The organism is Pedomonas mirosovicensis (assembly GCF_022569295.1).
Taxonomy (GTDB): Bacteria; Pseudomonadota; Alphaproteobacteria; order Sphingomonadales; family Sphingomonadaceae; genus Pedomonas; species Pedomonas mirosovicensis.
In genome coordinates, this window is sequence record NZ_JAKFIA010000001.1 from 87,204 (window position 1) to 102,715 (window position 15,512).

Genomic DNA, 15,512 nt, shown 5'->3' on the forward strand with positions numbered 1-15,512 from the left:
GCCCTGGCGGCTCCGCCGCACAAACGGAGCCGGGCTTTTGCTCGTGCCGGTGGTGACGGCAGCCCGCCGGACGCGAACCGCCGCCACGCAGACCATGCTTGTTTTAAAGACCTATAATCTTCAACGCGCGGTCAAGATCTTCGATCAAATCCTGCGGGTCTTCCAGGCCGACCGACAGGCGAATCATCCCCGGCGTGATACCCAGCTCCCGCTGGATCTCGACTGCCACCGCCTTGTGGGTGGTGGACGACGGGTGAGTCGCCAGCGAGCGCGAGTCGCCGATGTTGTTGGAAATATCGATCAGCTCCAGCGCGTTCAGCAGGGCGAAGGCCTGTTTCTCGTCTTCCATGTGGAAGCTGAGGATGGTGCCGCCGGCGGCCATCTGCTTCATCGCCAGGTCGTACTGCGGGAAATCCTTGCGGCCCGGATACAGGAGGGTCGGCACGCGGGGGCTGAGGAAGTCCGCCACCTGCACGGCGTTCTCGCACATCCGGCGCACGCGCATGTCCAGCGTCTCCAGCCCCTTCAGCAGCACCCAGGCGTTGAAGGCGGACATGATCTGGCCGGTGTGGCGGAAGAAGGGGCCGAGCAGGTCCGTATCGAACTGCTTGTCGCAGAGGATGACGCCGCCCAGCACCCGGCCCTGGCCGTCGATGTGCTTGGTCGCCGAGTAGCAGACGATATCCGCCCCCATCTCCATCGGCTTCTGCAGCACGGGCGTGGCGAACACGTTATCGACCACGACCCTGGCCCCCACCTCATGGGCGAGATCGCAAACCGCCTTCAGGTCGACGATATCGAGCGTCGGGTTGGCCGGGGTTTCGAGGAAAAAGGCCTTGGTGTTGGGCTTGCGCGCCTTTGCCCAGGCTTGCGTGTCGCGCCCGTCGACCACCGTGGTCTCGACGCCATAGCGGGGCAGCAGGGTGTCGACCAGCCAACGGCACGAGCCGAACAGCGCGCGGGCCGCCACCACATGGTCGCCCGCCTGCACCTGACACAGGAGCGCCGCCGCCATGGCCGCCATGCCGGTGCCGGTGGCGCGCGCAGTCTCGCTGCCCTCCAGCAGGGCCATCCGCTCTTCGAACATGGAGACGGTGGGGTTGGTCTGGCGGCTGTAGGTGAAGCCTTGCGCCTCGCCGCGGAACCGGGCCGCCACCTCGTCCGCGCTCTCGTAAGCAAAGCCCGAGGTCAGGAACAGCGCCTCGGAGGTCTCGCCGAAATCGGAACGCCAAGTCCCGCCGCGAATGGCCTGGGTGGCCGGACGCCATGTCTTCGTGATGGAGCGATCAACACCGGTTCTGGGCTTCATGGGACTGACTTCCTGTTCTGTTATCCGCACGCCGGAAGGCAGGAGGGCAAGGGGAGCGGCGGCGGAAAGCCGGAGACGCCTGTGTCCTGCGGGCGCGTATCGTCCTTATAGAACCAAGCGCGGCCAGAGCAACGTTCGAGCAGGGCAAACTCCCCTGCCGCCAAGGACGCGCGACCAAGAAGCCCTAGATCTCCACCTGGCTGCCAAGCTCCACCACGCGGTTGCTGGGCAGCTTGAAGAATTCCATCGCATTGGTGGCGTTCCGCATCATCCACGAGAACACCTTCTCGCGCCAGATGGCCATGCCCGGCGCGTTGGAGGTGATGAGCGTCTGGCGCGACAGGAAAAAGCTGGTTTCCATCATCTTGAAGGTGAGGCCGAAGTCCTCCGCCCGGGCCAGCGCCCGGGGGATGTCCGGGTCCTGCATGAAGCCGTAGTGGATGATGATGCGGTAGAAGTTCTGGCCCATGTCCACCACCTCGATGCGGCGGGTCGCCGGAACATAGGGCACGTTCTCGATCATCACCGTCAGGAACACCACCCGCTCGTGCAGAATCTTGTTGTGCTTCATGTTGTGCAGAAGCGCATGGGGCACGCCGTTGGAGGTGGAGGTGAGGAACACCGCCGTGCCCGGCACCCGGGTGGTGCTGGCGCAGGCCGACTTGATGAATACGTCGATCGGCATAGCCGACTGGGACAGCTTGTCCTGCACCAGCTTGCGGCCCCGGCTCCAGGTGGTGAGCAGGGTGAAGATGGTGAGGCCAATGGCCAGCGGCACCCAGCCGCCCGCCGGCACCTTGGTGAGGTTGGCGGCAAAGTAGGTGAAATCGACGATGAGGAAGATGCCGAGCAGCGCGAAGGCGGCGAACTTGTTCCAACGCCACAGCAGGAACATCACCACGCCGAGAAGGATGGTGTCGATGGTCATGGCGCCGGTGACCGCGATGCCGTAGGCCGCCGCCAGATTGGACGAGTTCTGGAACGCCAGCACCAGCGCCAGCACGCACGCCATCAGGCCCCAGTTGATGAAGGGGATGTAGATTTGCCCCTGCGCCTCGGCCGAGGTGAACTTGATGGACAGGCGCGGCAGGAAGCCGAGCTGGATCGCCTGCTGCGTTACCGAGAAGGCGCCCGAGATCACCGCCTGGCTGGCGATGATGGTGGCAAGGGTGGTCAGCACCACGAGCGGCACCAGCGCCCATTCCGGCGCGAGGTGATAGAACGGGCTGGTGATGGCGCTGGGATCGACCGTCAGCAGCGCGCCCTGCCCCAGATAGTTCAGCATGAGCGCGGGCATGACCATGGTGAGCCACGACAGTCGGATCGGCCGCTTTCCGAAGTGGCCCATGTCGGTATAGAGCGCCTCCGCGCCGGTGACGGCCAGCACCACCGAACCCAGGGCAAGGAAGGCCGTCCAGCCATCCAGAATGAAGAAGTGGATGGCGTACCAGGGGTTGAGCGCCAGCAGCACCTGCGGCGCGGCGATAAGGTTGGCAGCGCCCAATACCGCCAGGACGGTGAAGTAGAGCACCATGATGGGGCCGAACAAGGCGCCCACCCGCGCCGTGCCCCGCCGCTGGATGAGGAAGATGCCTGCCAGCAGCACCACGGCCAGCGGCACCACCAGCACGGAAAAGCCGGGGTTGATCACCGTCAGGCCCTCGACCGCCGACAGCACCGACATGGCCGGGGTAATCATGCTGTCGCCATAGAACAGGGCCGTGGCGAAGACGCCGAGCAGCACGATACCCGTGGTCCAGCGCGCGCCCGCCACCTTGTGGGAGATGAGCGCCAGCAGGGCGAGCGAGCCGCCCTCGCCCTTGTTGTCCGCCCGCATGGTGAAGACCACGTACTTGATCGTCACCACCAGAATCATCGACCAGAAGATCAGCGACAGCACGCCAAAGATGTGCTCCTGATCCATGGCGAGCTTGTGATGGCCGGCAAAGGCCTCGCGCATGGCGTAGAGCGGGCTGGTGCCGATATCGCCATAGACGATGCCCATGGCGCCAACCATGAGCTTCGCGAGCGAGCCCTGCGGATGAGGGTTCGGGTCTGACCCGGCCATAACTGCACCTTAGCTTACTCTATCTCTGAATGCGGGAACGCTCTGGGTTCGCCTGTGTTACGCTGACCGGCCGATTGATCCGAACCGGAAGCGTCACGCATGGTTGGCGCCGGAGCGTAGACGCCGATTCACGTTTCGTAATTCACCGCCAACCTTCGCTGCAGTGCACAACAACATATTGCCTTCGCGGTAGCACATGGGCTCTCACGGGACAAGCCATGGCGATTTGCCACATTCCGGCCACGTAATGGCGCGACCGCGCGGCGGACCTGCAACGCCGGCGAAAATATCTGCCCGCATCAGCGCGATGGCAGAACCTGGCGACTTTACAACGAGCTGCGAGATATAAGTCCTAGAAGGATATGTTCAGGGAGAATTCTCATGCGCGTCGGAGTGCCGAAGGAGATCAAGATCCATGAGTACCGTGTCGGCCTCACCCCGCCGTCGGTGGCGGAACTGGTGGAGGCCGACCACGAGGTGTTCGTCGAGGCCGGCGCGGGAGCCGGTATCGACTTCACGGATGAGGAATACATCCGCGCCGGGGCCAGGGTGGTGGAAACCCCCCGAGGAGGTGTTCGCCCTGGCCGACATGATCGTGAAGGTGAAGGAGCCCCAGCCGCACGAATGCGCCATGCTGCGCCCGAACCACACGCTGTTCACCTACCTGCACCTGGCCGCCGACAAGCCGCAGGCCGAGGCGCTGATGGAATCAGGCGCAACCTGCATCGCCTATGAAACCGTGACCGATCGCAACGGCCGCCTGCCGCTGCTGCGCCCCATGTCGGAAGTGGCGGGCCGCATGGCGGCGCAGGTGGGCGCGCACTATCTCGAGAAGGAACAGGGCGGGCGCGGCATCCTGCTGGGCGGCGTGCCGGGCGTGGCGGCGGCGCGGGTCGCCGTGCTGGGCGGCGGCGTTGCCGGGTTCAACGCCGCGCTCATCGCCTCGGGCATGCGGGCGGACGTGACCCTGTTCGACATCTCCCTCGACCGCCTTGCGGAGCTGGACGCCTACTTCTGCGGGCAGGTAAAAACAGCCTATGCCAGCCGCTCGGCCATCGCCGAGGCGGTGGCGCAGGCCCACCTCGTCATTGGCGCGGTGCTGGTGCCGGGCGCCGCCGCGCCCAAGATCGTCACCCACGACATGATCCGCTCCATGAAGCGCGGCTCGGTGGTGGTGGATATCGCCATCGACCAGGGCGGCTGCTTCGAGACATCCAAACCCACCACCCACGCCGAACCCACCTACGTGGTGGACGACGTCATCCACTACTGCGTCGCCAACATGCCGGGAGCCGTCGCCCGCACCTCCACCATGGCGCTGAACTCCGCCACCCTGCCGTTCGTGCTGCAACTGGCGGGCCACGGCCCCATCGAGGCCATGCGCGCCAACCCTCACCTCGCCAACGGCCTCAACGTGGCTGAAGGCTACATCACCTACGAAGCCGTGGCTCGAGACCTGAACCTGTCCTACCGCCGCCCGGCCTGGCTGGATTGAGGGTTCGTTTCGGGAATTTTGATTTTTGCAGGAGGGTCTTGACCCTCCTGCACCTCCCCTTCGTTTATCGGGTCGTGCGCTTCATCAGGGGCGCAACTCATTCACAAAGAAAACGGCCGCGCCCTTTTCTCCAAGGACACAGCCCTTTGAAACCAATGGGGGTGTGGGAGTTACAGACCCCCCACGAAAACCCCTGTCAAACCAGAACGTTGAGCTTCTGGCCCTTGGCGATGAAGCGGGGGCGCTCCCCGTTCGGCGCTTCGCGGGCGAAGCGGCGAGCGTCGTCCTCGCGCTCCTGCGGGTTGCGGGCACCAAGCTCGTTCTGGCTGCGGGCCGACTGGGCGGCGATAACCCGCTGGGTGCGGGCCGCCAGCGCCTGGCTTTCGGCCGGGCCCGCCGCAGCGGCTGCGGCCTCGTTGCGCGCCGTGCTCCGGTCCGCGAACGACCGCGCGTCGCCCTGTTTGGGCGCGCCGTTCAGCCAGGAAGGATCGGAGCCGATGAGCATAGCGTTCAGGATTGTTCCCGAGTCGTAAAGAAACCGTTAACGGGACAGCACGGGAGAGGCGGTTGCCGGGCTGCCCGGCAGCGCGCCGTTGGGGCCGACGCCCGCCGCGATCATGGTGCGCGCGCCGCGCATCATGCGTTCAACGCGCGGCATCCACGGCGCATCAGGCTTGGACTCCTTGGCCAGGTCTTCCAGCGCCGCCAGGGCTTCGCGCGGGTTGCCGCTCTGGAGCCACGACAGGGCCAGGTAGTATTTGGGCGCGGGATGGTGCGGGGCCAGCTGGTTGGCCCGGTCGAACGCCAGGCGCGCCGCCGGCGTCACCTGCCCGCCCGCGTGGGCGGTGAGCGTCTCGCCATAGCCGATCCAGAGATCCGGACTGTCGGGCATGGCGCCGAGCGCCACGGACAGCGCCTCGGCCGCGCGCTCGGTCTCGCCCTTGCCGCTCAGCGCCATGGACAGGCGCAACCAGGCCGGAACGTCCGCCGGGTTCTCCAGCAGCACGGAGCGCGCCTCGGCAAAGGCTTCATCCGCCTCGGGCGCAGCCGCAGGTGCTGCGGGACGGATACCCTTGGCGGCCGGATGGCCGACCACGGCATAGGTGCCGCCGCCCAGTCCCAGGATGACCAATACCACCGCAGCCCAGCCGGGGTAGCCCGCACGCGGTCCGACCAGCAGCGGACGCAGCACCAGTGCCAGCACCACGGCGACCATCAGCATCAGAACCAGGGCGATCATGCTCCCTCCTTCCGCGCGCCGCGCCGGAATATACGCCACACAAGCAGAAGACCCAACCCCAGGAACAACACCGGGGCCGCCCATAGCACATAGGTCTCCGGCTTGACCGGCGGCTTCAGCAGAACCCAGTCTCCATAACGGGAGACGAGGTACGCCTTCACTTCCTTCGGACTATCTCCAGCGGCCACCCGCTCGCGCACCAGGCGGCGCAGATCGGCGGCATAGTCGGCATTGGACTCGGCAATCGACTCGCCCTGGCAGACCAGGCAGCGCACCTCGACCATGATGGCCTGCGCCATGGCCTCCTGCTTCGGGTCAGGCAGGGTCTCTGCATCAAACGCGGCAAAGGCCACAGCGGGCCACAGCAGCAGACCGACAAGAAGGGCGAGCCGTCTCATTGCTGCTGGGCCTTCTTGATGGTCTCAAGCAGGGCGGGAATATGCTCCGGCCGGATGTCGCCCAGATGGCGATAGACCACCGTACCGTCGCCGCGCACCACGAAGGTCTCCGGCACGCCCGAGATGCCCCAGGCGATGGCGGCCCGGCCGTTGTTGTCGAGGCCGATGCGGCGGAAGGGGTTGCCATATTCGGCGAACACCTGCGCCATGGCCTCCGGCTTGTCCTTCCAAGCAATGGCGTGGATGGTAACGCCATGCTGCTCCGCCAGCGCCTTCAGCTGCGGCAGCTCGGCGATGCACGGCGCGCACCACGAGGCGAAGACGTTGACCAGCGTGACGCCGCCCTGACGCAGGTCCGCATCCGACAGTCCGGGATGCTCGGCATCGTAGCCTGCAAGGTCGAACTGCGGCGCGGGCTTGCCGATGAGGGCGGACGGCGGGATCATCGGCTGGCCGCCCCGGTCCAGACGCAGAAAGAACACGGCGACCAGCGCCAAAAGCACCAGAACCGGCAGTCCCACCAGCAGCTTGCGACCCAGCGACATAATTTCCCCTACTCGCCCCTGTTACTCGGCAGCCAGCGGCAGCTTCTGCTCGGCCGCCTCGGCGGCAAGCTGATGCGGCTGCATCAGCGCCACCCGCGACCGCCGCCGGTCAAGCATGGAGACCGCGCCGCCCAGCATCATCAGCGCCGCGCCATACCACACCCACGGCATGAACGGCTTCCAGTGCAGGCGCACCTGCCAGCGGCCCTGCCCGTCCGGCTTGCCGAGCACGGCGTAGATGTCGCCAGCCCACAGCGGGGCGATACCGGCCTCGGTGGTTTCCATCGGCGGCTCGGTATAGGTGCGGGACTGCGGCCGCACGGAGACGACCAGATTATCGTCCTTCCGCACGTCGAACCGGCCTTCGATGGCGGTATAGTTGGGGCCCGCCACCGGCATAATGCTGTCGAGCGTGAAGGTGTAAGGGCCGACGGAGACCGGCTGGCCGGGCTCCACCGTGGTCATGACTTCGCTTTCCCACGCGCCCGAGGCGGTTGCGCCAAAGATGGAAACCGCAACGCCCAGGTGGGCCAGCCACATGCCGAACATGGCTCGGGGCTGGCGGATGAGCCGCCCCCAGACGAGGCGCGGGCCGCCGTGGCCGAGGCGGACCTGGCGGGCGATGTCCGCGAAGATGCTGGCCGCCAGCCACACGGCAAGGCCCACGCCCAGCAGCGCCCAGGCGCCGCGCGTATCGGCAAAGGCGTAGACGGTCAGCGCGCTGAGCAGCGCGAGCAGCGCCGGCAGGGCGAGACGCCGGGCGACGCGCCGGCCGCCGGCCGCCTTGCGCCAGGGCAGGAACGGCCCCACCGCCATCAGCGCCGCGACCGGCACCATGAGCGGGCGGAAGGTGGCGTTGAAATAGGGCGCGCCGACGGAAATCTTCTCCCCCGCCACCGCTTCCAGAGCCATGGGGTAGAGGGTGCCGAGGAACACGGTGCCGAGGATGGCCGCCAGCAGCAGGTTGTTGATGACCAGCGAGCCTTCACGGCTGGTGGCGGCGAAGGTTGCGCCCGCTTCCACCGTGCCCGCCCGCCAGGCGTAGAGCGTCAGCGCCCCGCCGATGTAAAGGGCGAGCAGCACGAGGATGAAGATGCCGCGCTCGGGATCGACCGCGAAGGAGTGCACCGACGTGAGCAGCCCGGAGCGCACGATGAATGTGCCCAGCATGGAGAGCGAGAAGGCCAGCACCGCCAAGAGCACGGTCCAGTTGCGAAGCGCGTCGCGCTTTTCCAACACCAGCGTCGAGTGCAGGAGGGCGGTCGCCGCCAGCCACGGCATGAGGGCCGCGTTCTCCACCGGGTCCCAGAACCACCAGCCGCCCCAGCCCAGCTCGTAGTAGGCCCACCAGGAGCCAAGGGCGAGGCCGCCGGTCAGCGCGGCCCACGCGGCCAGCACCCACGGGCGCATGCGCCGCGCCCATTCCGGGTTCACCTGGTTCTCCAGGAGCGCGGCGACGGCGAAGGAGAAGGTGACCGAAAGGCCCACATAGCCGAGGTAAAGCATGGGCGGATGGAAGGCGAGGCCGGGGTCCTGCAACAGCGGATTGAGGCCATTGCCCTCGCCCGGAGCAGGCAGCAGCCGCTCGAACGGGTTGGAGGCAACGAGCAGGAACACGTAGAAGCCGATGCCGATGAGCGCCTGCACGCTGAGCACGCGGGTCCGCAGCCGCTCGTTGAGGCTGCGCCCGAAGGTGGCGACGGCCCAGCCGGCGAGCGCCAGGATGGTCACCCACAGCAGCATGGAGCCTTCATGATTGGCCCAGACGCCGGTGATCTTGTAGAGCGCGGGCTTCAGGGTGTGGCTGTTCTCCGCCACCACCCGCACGGAGAAGTCCGAAACCCAGAACACCCAAGTGAGCGCGCCGAAGCTGATAAGCGCCAGCAGCAGCTGGGCCTGCGCCGCCGGCACCGCCACCGCCCGCAGGCGCTCGTCGTCCTTGTGGAAGCCGACGCCGGGCAGCAGGACCTGGCAGACCGCGACGGCCAGGGCGAGCCAGAGGCTGAAATGTCCGATCTCGGCAACCATGTCAGCTCCCGGCCTGCGTTTGGGGCCGCCACTCGCCGGCGCGCTTGATGGAATCGGCGACTTCCGGCGGCATGTACTTCTCGTCGTGCTTGGCGAGCAGCGATTGCGCCACGAACACGCCGGCGGCATCGAACGTGCCTTCCGCGACCACGCCCTGCCCCTCGCGGAACAGGTCCGGCACGAGGCCGCGGTAGCGCACCGGAACGGAGTGGGCGGTGTCGGTGACGGTAAAGGCCAGCGTCAGACCGTCCGCCTCATGGCGGACCGAGCCGGTTTCAACCAGTCCGCCAAGACGGATGGGCTGGCCCGGAGACACGCCCTTATCCAGCACGTCGGTGGGGGAATAGAAGTAGGTCATGGTGTCGTCGAGCGCGGAGAAGCCGAGGGCCGCCGCGCCGCTGACGGCGAGCGCCGCCAGACCCACCAGAACGAGCCGCTGATGCTTGGCCTTCATGCGCGTCCCCTCTCCGCCCGGCGCTCCGCGCGCAGGTTGTCCGCCTTGCGTTCCAGCGCGCGCATACGCCGCCAGCTGGCAAAGCCGAGCCCCGCCAGTCCGATCGCGGCGGCCGCGTATGCCGTCCAGACGAACGCGGCGTAGCCTCCCATCGCAAAAAATTCGCTCATTCTGCGCCTTCTAACGCCAGGGCTCGCCTTTCGGCTGCAACTTCAAGACGCTGGGCCGCCAACTCCGCCCGCATTCGCATGAGGAGCGTCGTGACGAAGAACAACAGATATGCCAGCGCCATAATCAACAGGGGAGTCAGCATGGCCGGATGAATGGTCGAACCACCGCTGCGAAATACGCTCGCCGGCTGATGCAGCGTATTCCACCAATCGACCGAGAACTTGATGATCGGCAGGTTGATCGCTCCCACCAGCGCGAGAATCGCAGCCGCACGGGCAGCGCGCTGGCGATCGTCAAAGGCCGACCAGAGCGCCATATAGCCCAGATACACAAACAAAAGGACCAGAACAGAGGTCATGCGCGCGTCCCATTGCCACCATGTACCCCAGGTTGGCTTACCCCAAAATGAACCGGTAATCAGACAGATGGCGGTAAAGGTGGCGCCGATGGGCGCAGCGGCCCTGGCGCATACGTCCGCCAGCGGGTGCCGCCAGACGATGGAGACAAGGCTGGCGACCGCAATGGTGGCGTAGGCGCCAAGCGCCAGCCACGCAGCCGGCACATGGACGTACATGATCCGAACGGTATCGCGCTGCAGGTAGTCGATGGGGCTGGCGACCAGCGCATAATAGAGCCCGAAGGCGAAGGCGATCAGCGTCGCCGCCGCCGTCCACGGCTGCACCGCGCGCGCGATGCGGAGGAAACGGGCTGGATTTGCGAATCTGTGCATAGGTGCGCGCCGTATAACATTATTCCATTGCTGCGCGGAGCCCCGCGGCTGCGGCGAATGGGCTCACCGCCAAAGCCAGCAGGGTTGTGGCCGCCAGCCACCTGAGCGCCGATGCGCCCGCCAGGGGATCGGCAACGCCCACGCCGAAGATCAGCGTCGGCACCGCCAGCGGCAGAACGAGGAGGCTGATGAGCACCCCGCCCCGCCGCACGCCGACCGTGAGCGCCGCCGCCACCGCGCCGATGGCGGACAGGGCAGGCGTGCCAAGCACCAGCCCCAGCAGCAGCGCACCCCACAGGTCTACCGGAGCGCCCAGCATGGCCGCAGTGATCGGCGTCAACATGACGAGAGGCAGCGCTGTCGTCAGCCAGTGAGCGATCAACTTGGCGATGGCGACCGCCTCCAGGCTCTGGCCGGAGACCACCAGCTGCTCCAGCGTCCCGTCCTCCGCGTCCGGCTGGAACAGGCGTTCCAGGCTGAGGAGGCAGGCCAACAGCGCCGACACCCAGATGATGCCCGAGGCGATCCGCAGCAATACCTGCGGCTCCGGCCCCACGGCGAAGGGAAACAGGCTGGCGACAATGACGAAGAAGATAAGCGCGATGGCCCCGCCGCCGCGCTCGGCCCAGACCAGCTGCAGCTCCCGCCGCACCAGGGTGAAGACGCCCCCGCTCATGCCCGGCCCCCGAGCAGGAGGGTGTCCGCGCCCTCCAAGGGCAACGGCGTGTGGCTGGTGGCGACGATCATGCCGCCCGCCGCCCGGTGATCGGCAAACACCGGCCCGAGCCGTTCAACCGAGGCCGCATCCAGGCCTACCGTGGGCTCGTCCAGCAACCAGAGCTGGGTGTTGCTCGCCAGCACCCGCGCCAGCGCCGTGCGCCGCTTCTGTCCGGAGGAGAGCAGCCGCGCCGGCACGTCCCACAGCGGCGCAATGCCCACTGCCGCCACGGCGGCCTCCACGCGCGCCTCGGCGACCTTGCGCGACGGCGCGGCGAGCCCGGCCCAAAACAGTAGGTTCTCCGCCACGCTCAGCACCGGCTTCAGGGCGTTGTCGTGGCCGAGGTAGGCGATGCGTTCCGGCCGCTCGATGGTGCCCGCCTCAGGACGCAGCGTGCCCGCCAGCAGCTTCAAGAGGCTGGACTTGCCCGCGCCGTTCGGCCCCGTCACCAGCAGCGCCGCGCCGGGCGCAACGGCAAGACTCAGCCGCGCAAAAACGGTTCGGCCGCCACGCCGACAGGCAACGGCCTCGGCGCGCAGTGCAAGGGGGGCTGCACTCATGGGCGCACCCTAGCGGGCGCGCCCCATAGCACAAGTCTGTTCCGGCAACCGCCGGACGGGATGGGGAGAGCCAAGGCGGCGCACCCGGCGCAAGGACGCGCCTGCCGCGCGCACAACCGCGCCCCGGCACCGCCAAGTCCTTGCCCCTCCTGCACCATACGTCGAGCCCCCCGATCCGATCGTTTGTCCCTCGTTAGAAACCGGCAGGGCCGCTTGTCGAGAAAAATTATTCCCGAGTCGGGCTCCCGCCCCGATGGCGCGCGCCGTGCTTGCCACGTGCCTACCTATAAAGGTGGATACCGCTCCTCCCGGCCGACCGGGAACCTAGTCCACGCCAATCGCTTTGCGCTTGTGTGCGGCACGGCGGAATGCTTCTGCGCGACAACAGCCGCTCCCTGCTCAGTTTTCCGGCAAAACATAGGGATTGACTGCCGAGCGGGGGCATGTCTGCCAGCCCTTCACAATTGCGCTGCGTTGCGGCAAAAAGCCCGCGACGGATCGGACACGTGCATCTGTACAATCAAGGAGAGCAGGTATGACTGCCGTGGGGCAAGATACCCTAAAGACACGCCGCACGCTGAACGTGGGCGGCAAAGAGTTTTCCTATTACAGCCTCAAGGCGGCTGAAGAGCACATCGGCGACGTTTCGCGCCTCCCCTTCTCCATGAAGGTGCTGCTCGAGAACCTGCTCCGCTTCGAGGATGGCGGGCAGACGGTGTCTGTCGACGACATCAAGGCCGTCGCCGAATGGCTCCGCAATCCCAAGTCCGACCGTGAAATCCAGTACCGCCCGGCCCGCGTGCTGATGCAGGACTTCACCGGCGTTCCCGCCGTGGTGGACCTGGCCGCCATGCGCGACGGCATGGCCAAGCTCGGCGGCGACCCGAACCGCATCAACCCGCTGGTGCCGGTCGACCTCGTGATCGACCACTCGGTGATGGTGGACGACTTCGGCAACCCGCTCGCCTTCAAGCGCAACGTGGAGCTGGAATTCCAGCGCAACATGGAGCGCTACGAGTTCCTGAAGTGGGGCCAGAACGCGCTGAAGAACTTCCGCGTGGTGCCGCCGGGCACCGGCATCTGCCACCAGGTGAACGTTGAGTATCTGGCGCAGGTGGTGTGGACCTCCGAGGACACCGCGGGCGCAACCATCGCCTACCCCGATACGCTGGTGGGCACCGACTCGCACACCACCATGGTCAACGGCCTTGGCGTGCTGGGCTGGGGCGTGGGCGGCATCGAGGCGGAAGCCGCCATGCTCGGCCAGCCGGTCTCCATGATCCTGCCGGAAGTCATCGGCTTCAAGCTGACCGGCAAGCTGAAGGAAGGCACCACCGCCACCGACCTGGTGCTGACCGTCACCAACATGCTCCGCAAGAAGGGCGTGGTCGGCAAGTTCGTCGAGTTCTACGGCCCGGGTGTGCTGACCCTGTCGGTCGCCGACATGGCGACCATCGGCAACATGGCCCCGGAATACGGCGCGACCTGCGGCTTCTTCCCGATCTGCCAGGAAACGCTGGACTACCTGCGCTTCACCGGCCGCGAAGACTGGCGCGTCGCGCTCGTTGGCGAATACGCCAAGGAGCAGGGCATGTTCGCCGACGCGAACACGCCGGACCCGGTGTTCACCGATACGCTGGAGCTGGATCTCTCGACCGTCGAGCCGTCGCTGGCCGGCCCGCGCCGTCCGCAGGATCGCGTGGCGCTGTCCAACGCCACCAACGCCTATAAGGAAGAGCTGACGGGCTTCTACAAGAAGTCCGGCGACGCCGCGAATGTCGAGGCGCCGGTGGAAGGCGCGGACTACACCCTGCGCCATGGCCATGTGGCCATCGCCGCCATCACCAGCTGCACCAACACGTCGAACCCGAACGTGCTGATCGCTGCCGGCCTGGTCGCCAAGAAGGCCAACGAGCTGGGCCTCAAGTCCAAGCCGTGGGTGAAGACCTCGCTGGCGCCGGGCTCGCAGGTGGTCACCGACTATCTGGCGAAGGCCGGCCTGCAGGAGCATCTGGACGCGCTGGGCTTCAACCTGGTCGGCTACGGCTGCACCACCTGCATCGGCAACTCCGGCCCGCTGCCGGAGCCGATCTCCAAGGCCATCAACGCCAATGATCTGGTTGCCGTGTCCGTGCTATCGGGCAACCGCAACTTCGAGGGCCGCGTCAGCCCCGACGTGAAGGCCAACTACCTGGCCTCCCCGCCGCTGGTGGTCGCCTATGCGCTCCTCGGCACCATGGCCAAGGACATCACCACCGAGCCGCTCGGCACCTCCAAGGACGGCAAGCCGGTCTACCTGAAGGACATCTGGCCGACCAACCAGGAGATCCAGACCGCCATCCAGCAGGCCGTCACCTCGGAGATGTTCAAGTCCCGCTACGCCAACGTGTTCCTGGGCGACGAGTATTGGCAGGGCATCAAGGTGGGCACGGGCCAGACCTACAGCTGGTCGTCCGAGTCGACCTACGTGCAGAACCCGCCGTACTTCCAGAACATCAGCATGACCTCTGCCGCCGTTGGCGACATCGTCAATGCCCGTCCTCTGGCGGTGCTGGGCGACTCGATCACCACCGACCACATCTCGCCGGCCGGCAACATCAAGGAGAACTCGCCCGCGGGCCAGTACCTCCTGCAGCACGGCGTCTCGAAGGCGGACTTCAACAGCTACGGCTCGCGCCGCGGCAACCATGAAGTGATGATGCGCGGCACCTTCGCCAACATCCGCATTCGCAACGAGATGGTCCCCGGCACCGAAGGCGGCATCACCAAGCACGTGCCCACGGGCGAGGTCATGCCGATCTATGACGCCTCCATGAAGTATCAGGCGGAAGGCACCCAGCTGGTCATCGTGGCCGGCAAGGAGTACGGCACCGGCTCCTCGCGCGACTGGGCGGCCAAGGGCACCAACCTCCTGGGCGTTAAAGCCGTGATCGCCGAAAGCTTCGAGCGCATCCACCGCTCGAACCTCGTCGGCATGGCGGTGCTGCCGCTCCAGTTCAAGGACGGCCAGTCCCGCGCCACCCTGGGCCTCGATGGCACCGAGACCTACACCATCCGTGGCGTCGGCAACCTTCGCCCGCGCCAGGATATCGAGGTCGAGGTTACCCGCGCCAACGGCGAGACGTTCAGCTTCACCGCCCTGTGCCGTATCGATACCGAAAACGAGATCGGCTACTTCTACAGCGGCGGCGTGCTGACCTACGTGCTGCGGAAGCTGGCGGCGTAACAGCCTCCGGCTACCTGCCGAAAAGAAACGGGGCGGTCCTTCGGGGCCGCCCTTTTTCTTTGGTTCAGAATTCTCTTTGCAGAGGGTCTTGGGCCCTCCGCACCCCCTGATTTTTCGAGCCGCGTTTCCGGCGCGTGCCGACAGGCAAACCGGAATAAAAAGGATGCACCCGGCTCATGCAGAGTGCATCCCCAAAAAAACGGAAGGGAGGTTGCCAAGAGGGGTGAATCCCTCCTGCAAAAAAACAGCAAAGCCAACAACCTATCGCGCTGCCAGGAGACTCTGGCCGGGGGAGCCGTCCGCGTTCAGGGCCGTCAACTCCTCGACCGTGCCGTCGCGTTTGACGAGGCAGTAGAACTGACGCGGGCTGTCAGCGCCGGCGGGGCTGGCCGCCAACCATACCTTGAAGCGCCGCCCGCCGCCGCCGATGCGATCGAGGTCAAGGGCGTTGGGCGCGAGCCCTTCGACCTGCCGGGCCACGCTCGCCCGGCAGGCGGCGACGGCCTCGGACTGGTCGTCCGCAAAGGCAGGGGAAGCCGCACCGAACATAAGCGCGGCAAAAGACAGGAA

General features: G+C 66.6%; 14 protein-coding genes and 1 pseudogene. 2 read left to right on the forward strand and 13 right to left on the reverse strand.

Going from position 1 to position 15,512, the window contains the following annotated elements; genetic code table 11:
* Positions 1-103 precede the first annotated feature (103 nt).
* Positions 104-1,309 (reverse strand): O-succinylhomoserine sulfhydrylase, encoded by a 1,206-nt coding sequence (gene metZ, locus L0C21_RS00385; protein WP_259276492.1) that lies wholly within the window; start codon positions 1,307-1,309, stop codon positions 104-106.
* 184 nt (positions 1,310-1,493) lie between these two features.
* Positions 1,494-3,377 carry a potassium transporter Kup gene (locus L0C21_RS00390; protein ID WP_259276493.1) on the reverse strand — a complete coding sequence of 628 codons (1,884 nt, stop codon included), beginning with the start codon at positions 3,375-3,377 and terminating at the stop codon, positions 1,494-1,496.
* A gap of 381 nt (positions 3,378-3,758) precedes the next feature.
* Between L0C21_RS00390 and ald the strand changes: the two are divergent.
* A pseudogene (gene ald, locus L0C21_RS00395) lies at positions 3,759-4,872 on the forward strand (alanine dehydrogenase).
* Between the two features lie 196 nt (positions 4,873-5,068).
* Here ald and L0C21_RS00400 read toward each other — a convergent pair.
* Genes L0C21_RS00400 through ccmA form a run of 10 tightly spaced genes read right to left on the reverse strand, consistent with a single transcriptional unit; the run spans position 5,069 to position 11,716 of the window.
* A complete protein-coding gene (locus L0C21_RS00400) occupies positions 5,069-5,377 on the reverse strand; it encodes a hypothetical protein (RefSeq protein WP_259276494.1) in 309 nt (102 codons plus the stop codon).
* A 36-nt stretch (positions 5,378-5,413) separates the two neighbouring features.
* Complete coding sequence (locus tag L0C21_RS00405) at positions 5,414-6,112, reverse strand: tetratricopeptide repeat protein (protein WP_259276495.1); 699 nt, start codon at positions 6,110-6,112, stop codon at positions 5,414-5,416.
* Positions 6,109-6,510, reverse strand: a complete 402-nt coding sequence (locus L0C21_RS00410) for a cytochrome c-type biogenesis protein (RefSeq protein WP_259276496.1) — start codon at positions 6,508-6,510, stop codon at positions 6,109-6,111. Before L0C21_RS00410 ends, L0C21_RS00405 begins: the two co-directional genes overlap by 4 nt.
* On the reverse strand, positions 6,507-7,055 hold the full coding sequence (locus tag L0C21_RS00415) for a DsbE family thiol:disulfide interchange protein (protein ID WP_259276497.1): 549 nt from the start codon (positions 7,053-7,055) through the stop codon (positions 6,507-6,509). The genes L0C21_RS00410 and L0C21_RS00415 overlap by 4 nt, the downstream gene beginning before the upstream one ends.
* 21 nt (positions 7,056-7,076) lie before the next feature.
* Positions 7,077-9,083, reverse strand: coding sequence for a heme lyase CcmF/NrfE family subunit (locus L0C21_RS00420; protein ID WP_259276498.1), 2,007 nt, complete (start codon positions 9,081-9,083; stop codon positions 7,077-7,079).
* A 1-nt stretch (position 9,084) separates the two neighbouring features.
* The gene (gene ccmE / locus L0C21_RS00425; RefSeq protein WP_259276499.1) at positions 9,085-9,537 is read right to left on the reverse strand and encodes a cytochrome c maturation protein CcmE; all 453 of its coding nucleotides are present in this window, start codon (positions 9,535-9,537) and stop codon (positions 9,085-9,087) included.
* Entirely contained in the window at positions 9,534-9,707 is a 174-nt protein-coding gene (gene ccmD, locus L0C21_RS00430; protein ID WP_259276500.1) for a heme exporter protein CcmD, read from the reverse strand. The genes ccmE and ccmD overlap by 4 nt, the downstream gene beginning before the upstream one ends.
* Positions 9,704-10,438, reverse strand: a complete 735-nt coding sequence (locus L0C21_RS00435) for a heme ABC transporter permease (RefSeq protein WP_259276501.1) — start codon at positions 10,436-10,438, stop codon at positions 9,704-9,706. Before L0C21_RS00435 ends, ccmD begins: the two co-directional genes overlap by 4 nt.
* A gap of 19 nt (positions 10,439-10,457) precedes the next feature.
* Positions 10,458-11,114 carry a heme exporter protein CcmB gene (gene ccmB / locus L0C21_RS00440; protein ID WP_259276502.1) on the reverse strand — a complete coding sequence of 219 codons (657 nt, stop codon included), beginning with the start codon at positions 11,112-11,114 and terminating at the stop codon, positions 10,458-10,460.
* Positions 11,111-11,716 carry a heme ABC exporter ATP-binding protein CcmA gene (gene ccmA / locus L0C21_RS00445; protein ID WP_259276503.1) on the reverse strand — a complete coding sequence of 202 codons (606 nt, stop codon included), beginning with the start codon at positions 11,714-11,716 and terminating at the stop codon, positions 11,111-11,113. Before ccmA ends, ccmB begins: the two co-directional genes overlap by 4 nt.
* Before the next feature lie 535 nt (positions 11,717-12,251).
* Between ccmA and acnA the strand changes: the two genes are divergently transcribed.
* Complete coding sequence (gene acnA, locus L0C21_RS00450) at positions 12,252-14,942, forward strand: aconitate hydratase AcnA (protein WP_259276504.1); 2,691 nt, start codon at positions 12,252-12,254, stop codon at positions 14,940-14,942.
* Positions 14,943-15,203: 261 nt separating this feature from the next.
* Here acnA and L0C21_RS00455 read toward each other — a convergent pair whose 3' ends face one another.
* Positions 15,204-15,491, reverse strand: a complete 288-nt coding sequence (locus tag L0C21_RS00455; RefSeq protein ID WP_259276505.1) for a hypothetical protein — start codon at positions 15,489-15,491, stop codon at positions 15,204-15,206.
* Positions 15,492-15,512 lie beyond the last annotated feature (21 nt).

Bases quoted from the DNA above. Each gene is read 5' to 3' on its own strand.
- metZ (WP_259276492.1), bottom strand. From the start codon at position 1,309: ATGAAGCCCAGAACCGGTGTTGATCGCTCCATCACGAAGACATGGCGT.
- L0C21_RS00390 (WP_259276493.1), bottom strand. From the start codon at position 3,377: ATGGCCGGGTCAGACCCGAACCCTCATCCGCAGGGCTCGCTCGCGAAG.
- L0C21_RS00400 (WP_259276494.1), bottom strand. From the start codon at position 5,377: ATGCTCATCGGCTCCGATCCTTCCTGGCTGAACGGCGCGCCCAAACAG.
- L0C21_RS00405 (WP_259276495.1), bottom strand. From the start codon at position 6,112: ATGATCGCCCTGGTTCTGATGCTGATGGTCGCCGTGGTGCTGGCACTG.
- L0C21_RS00410 (WP_259276496.1), bottom strand. From the start codon at position 6,510: ATGAGACGGCTCGCCCTTCTTGTCGGTCTGCTGCTGTGGCCCGCTGTG.
- L0C21_RS00415 (WP_259276497.1), bottom strand. From the start codon at position 7,055: ATGTCGCTGGGTCGCAAGCTGCTGGTGGGACTGCCGGTTCTGGTGCTT.
- L0C21_RS00420 (WP_259276498.1), bottom strand. From the start codon at position 9,083: ATGGTTGCCGAGATCGGACATTTCAGCCTCTGGCTCGCCCTGGCCGTC.
- ccmE (WP_259276499.1), bottom strand. From the start codon at position 9,537: ATGAAGGCCAAGCATCAGCGGCTCGTTCTGGTGGGTCTGGCGGCGCTC.
- ccmD (WP_259276500.1), bottom strand. From the start codon at position 9,707: ATGAGCGAATTTTTTGCGATGGGAGGCTACGCCGCGTTCGTCTGGACG.
- L0C21_RS00435 (WP_259276501.1), bottom strand. From the start codon at position 10,438: ATGCACAGATTCGCAAATCCAGCCCGTTTCCTCCGCATCGCGCGCGCG.
- ccmB (WP_259276502.1), bottom strand. From the start codon at position 11,114: ATGAGCGGGGGCGTCTTCACCCTGGTGCGGCGGGAGCTGCAGCTGGTC.
- ccmA (WP_259276503.1), bottom strand. From the start codon at position 11,716: ATGAGTGCAGCCCCCCTTGCACTGCGCGCCGAGGCCGTTGCCTGTCGG.
- acnA (WP_259276504.1), top strand. From the start codon at position 12,252: ATGACTGCCGTGGGGCAAGATACCCTAAAGACACGCCGCACGCTGAAC.
- L0C21_RS00455 (WP_259276505.1), bottom strand. From the start codon at position 15,491: ATGTTCGGTGCGGCTTCCCCTGCCTTTGCGGACGACCAGTCCGAGGCC.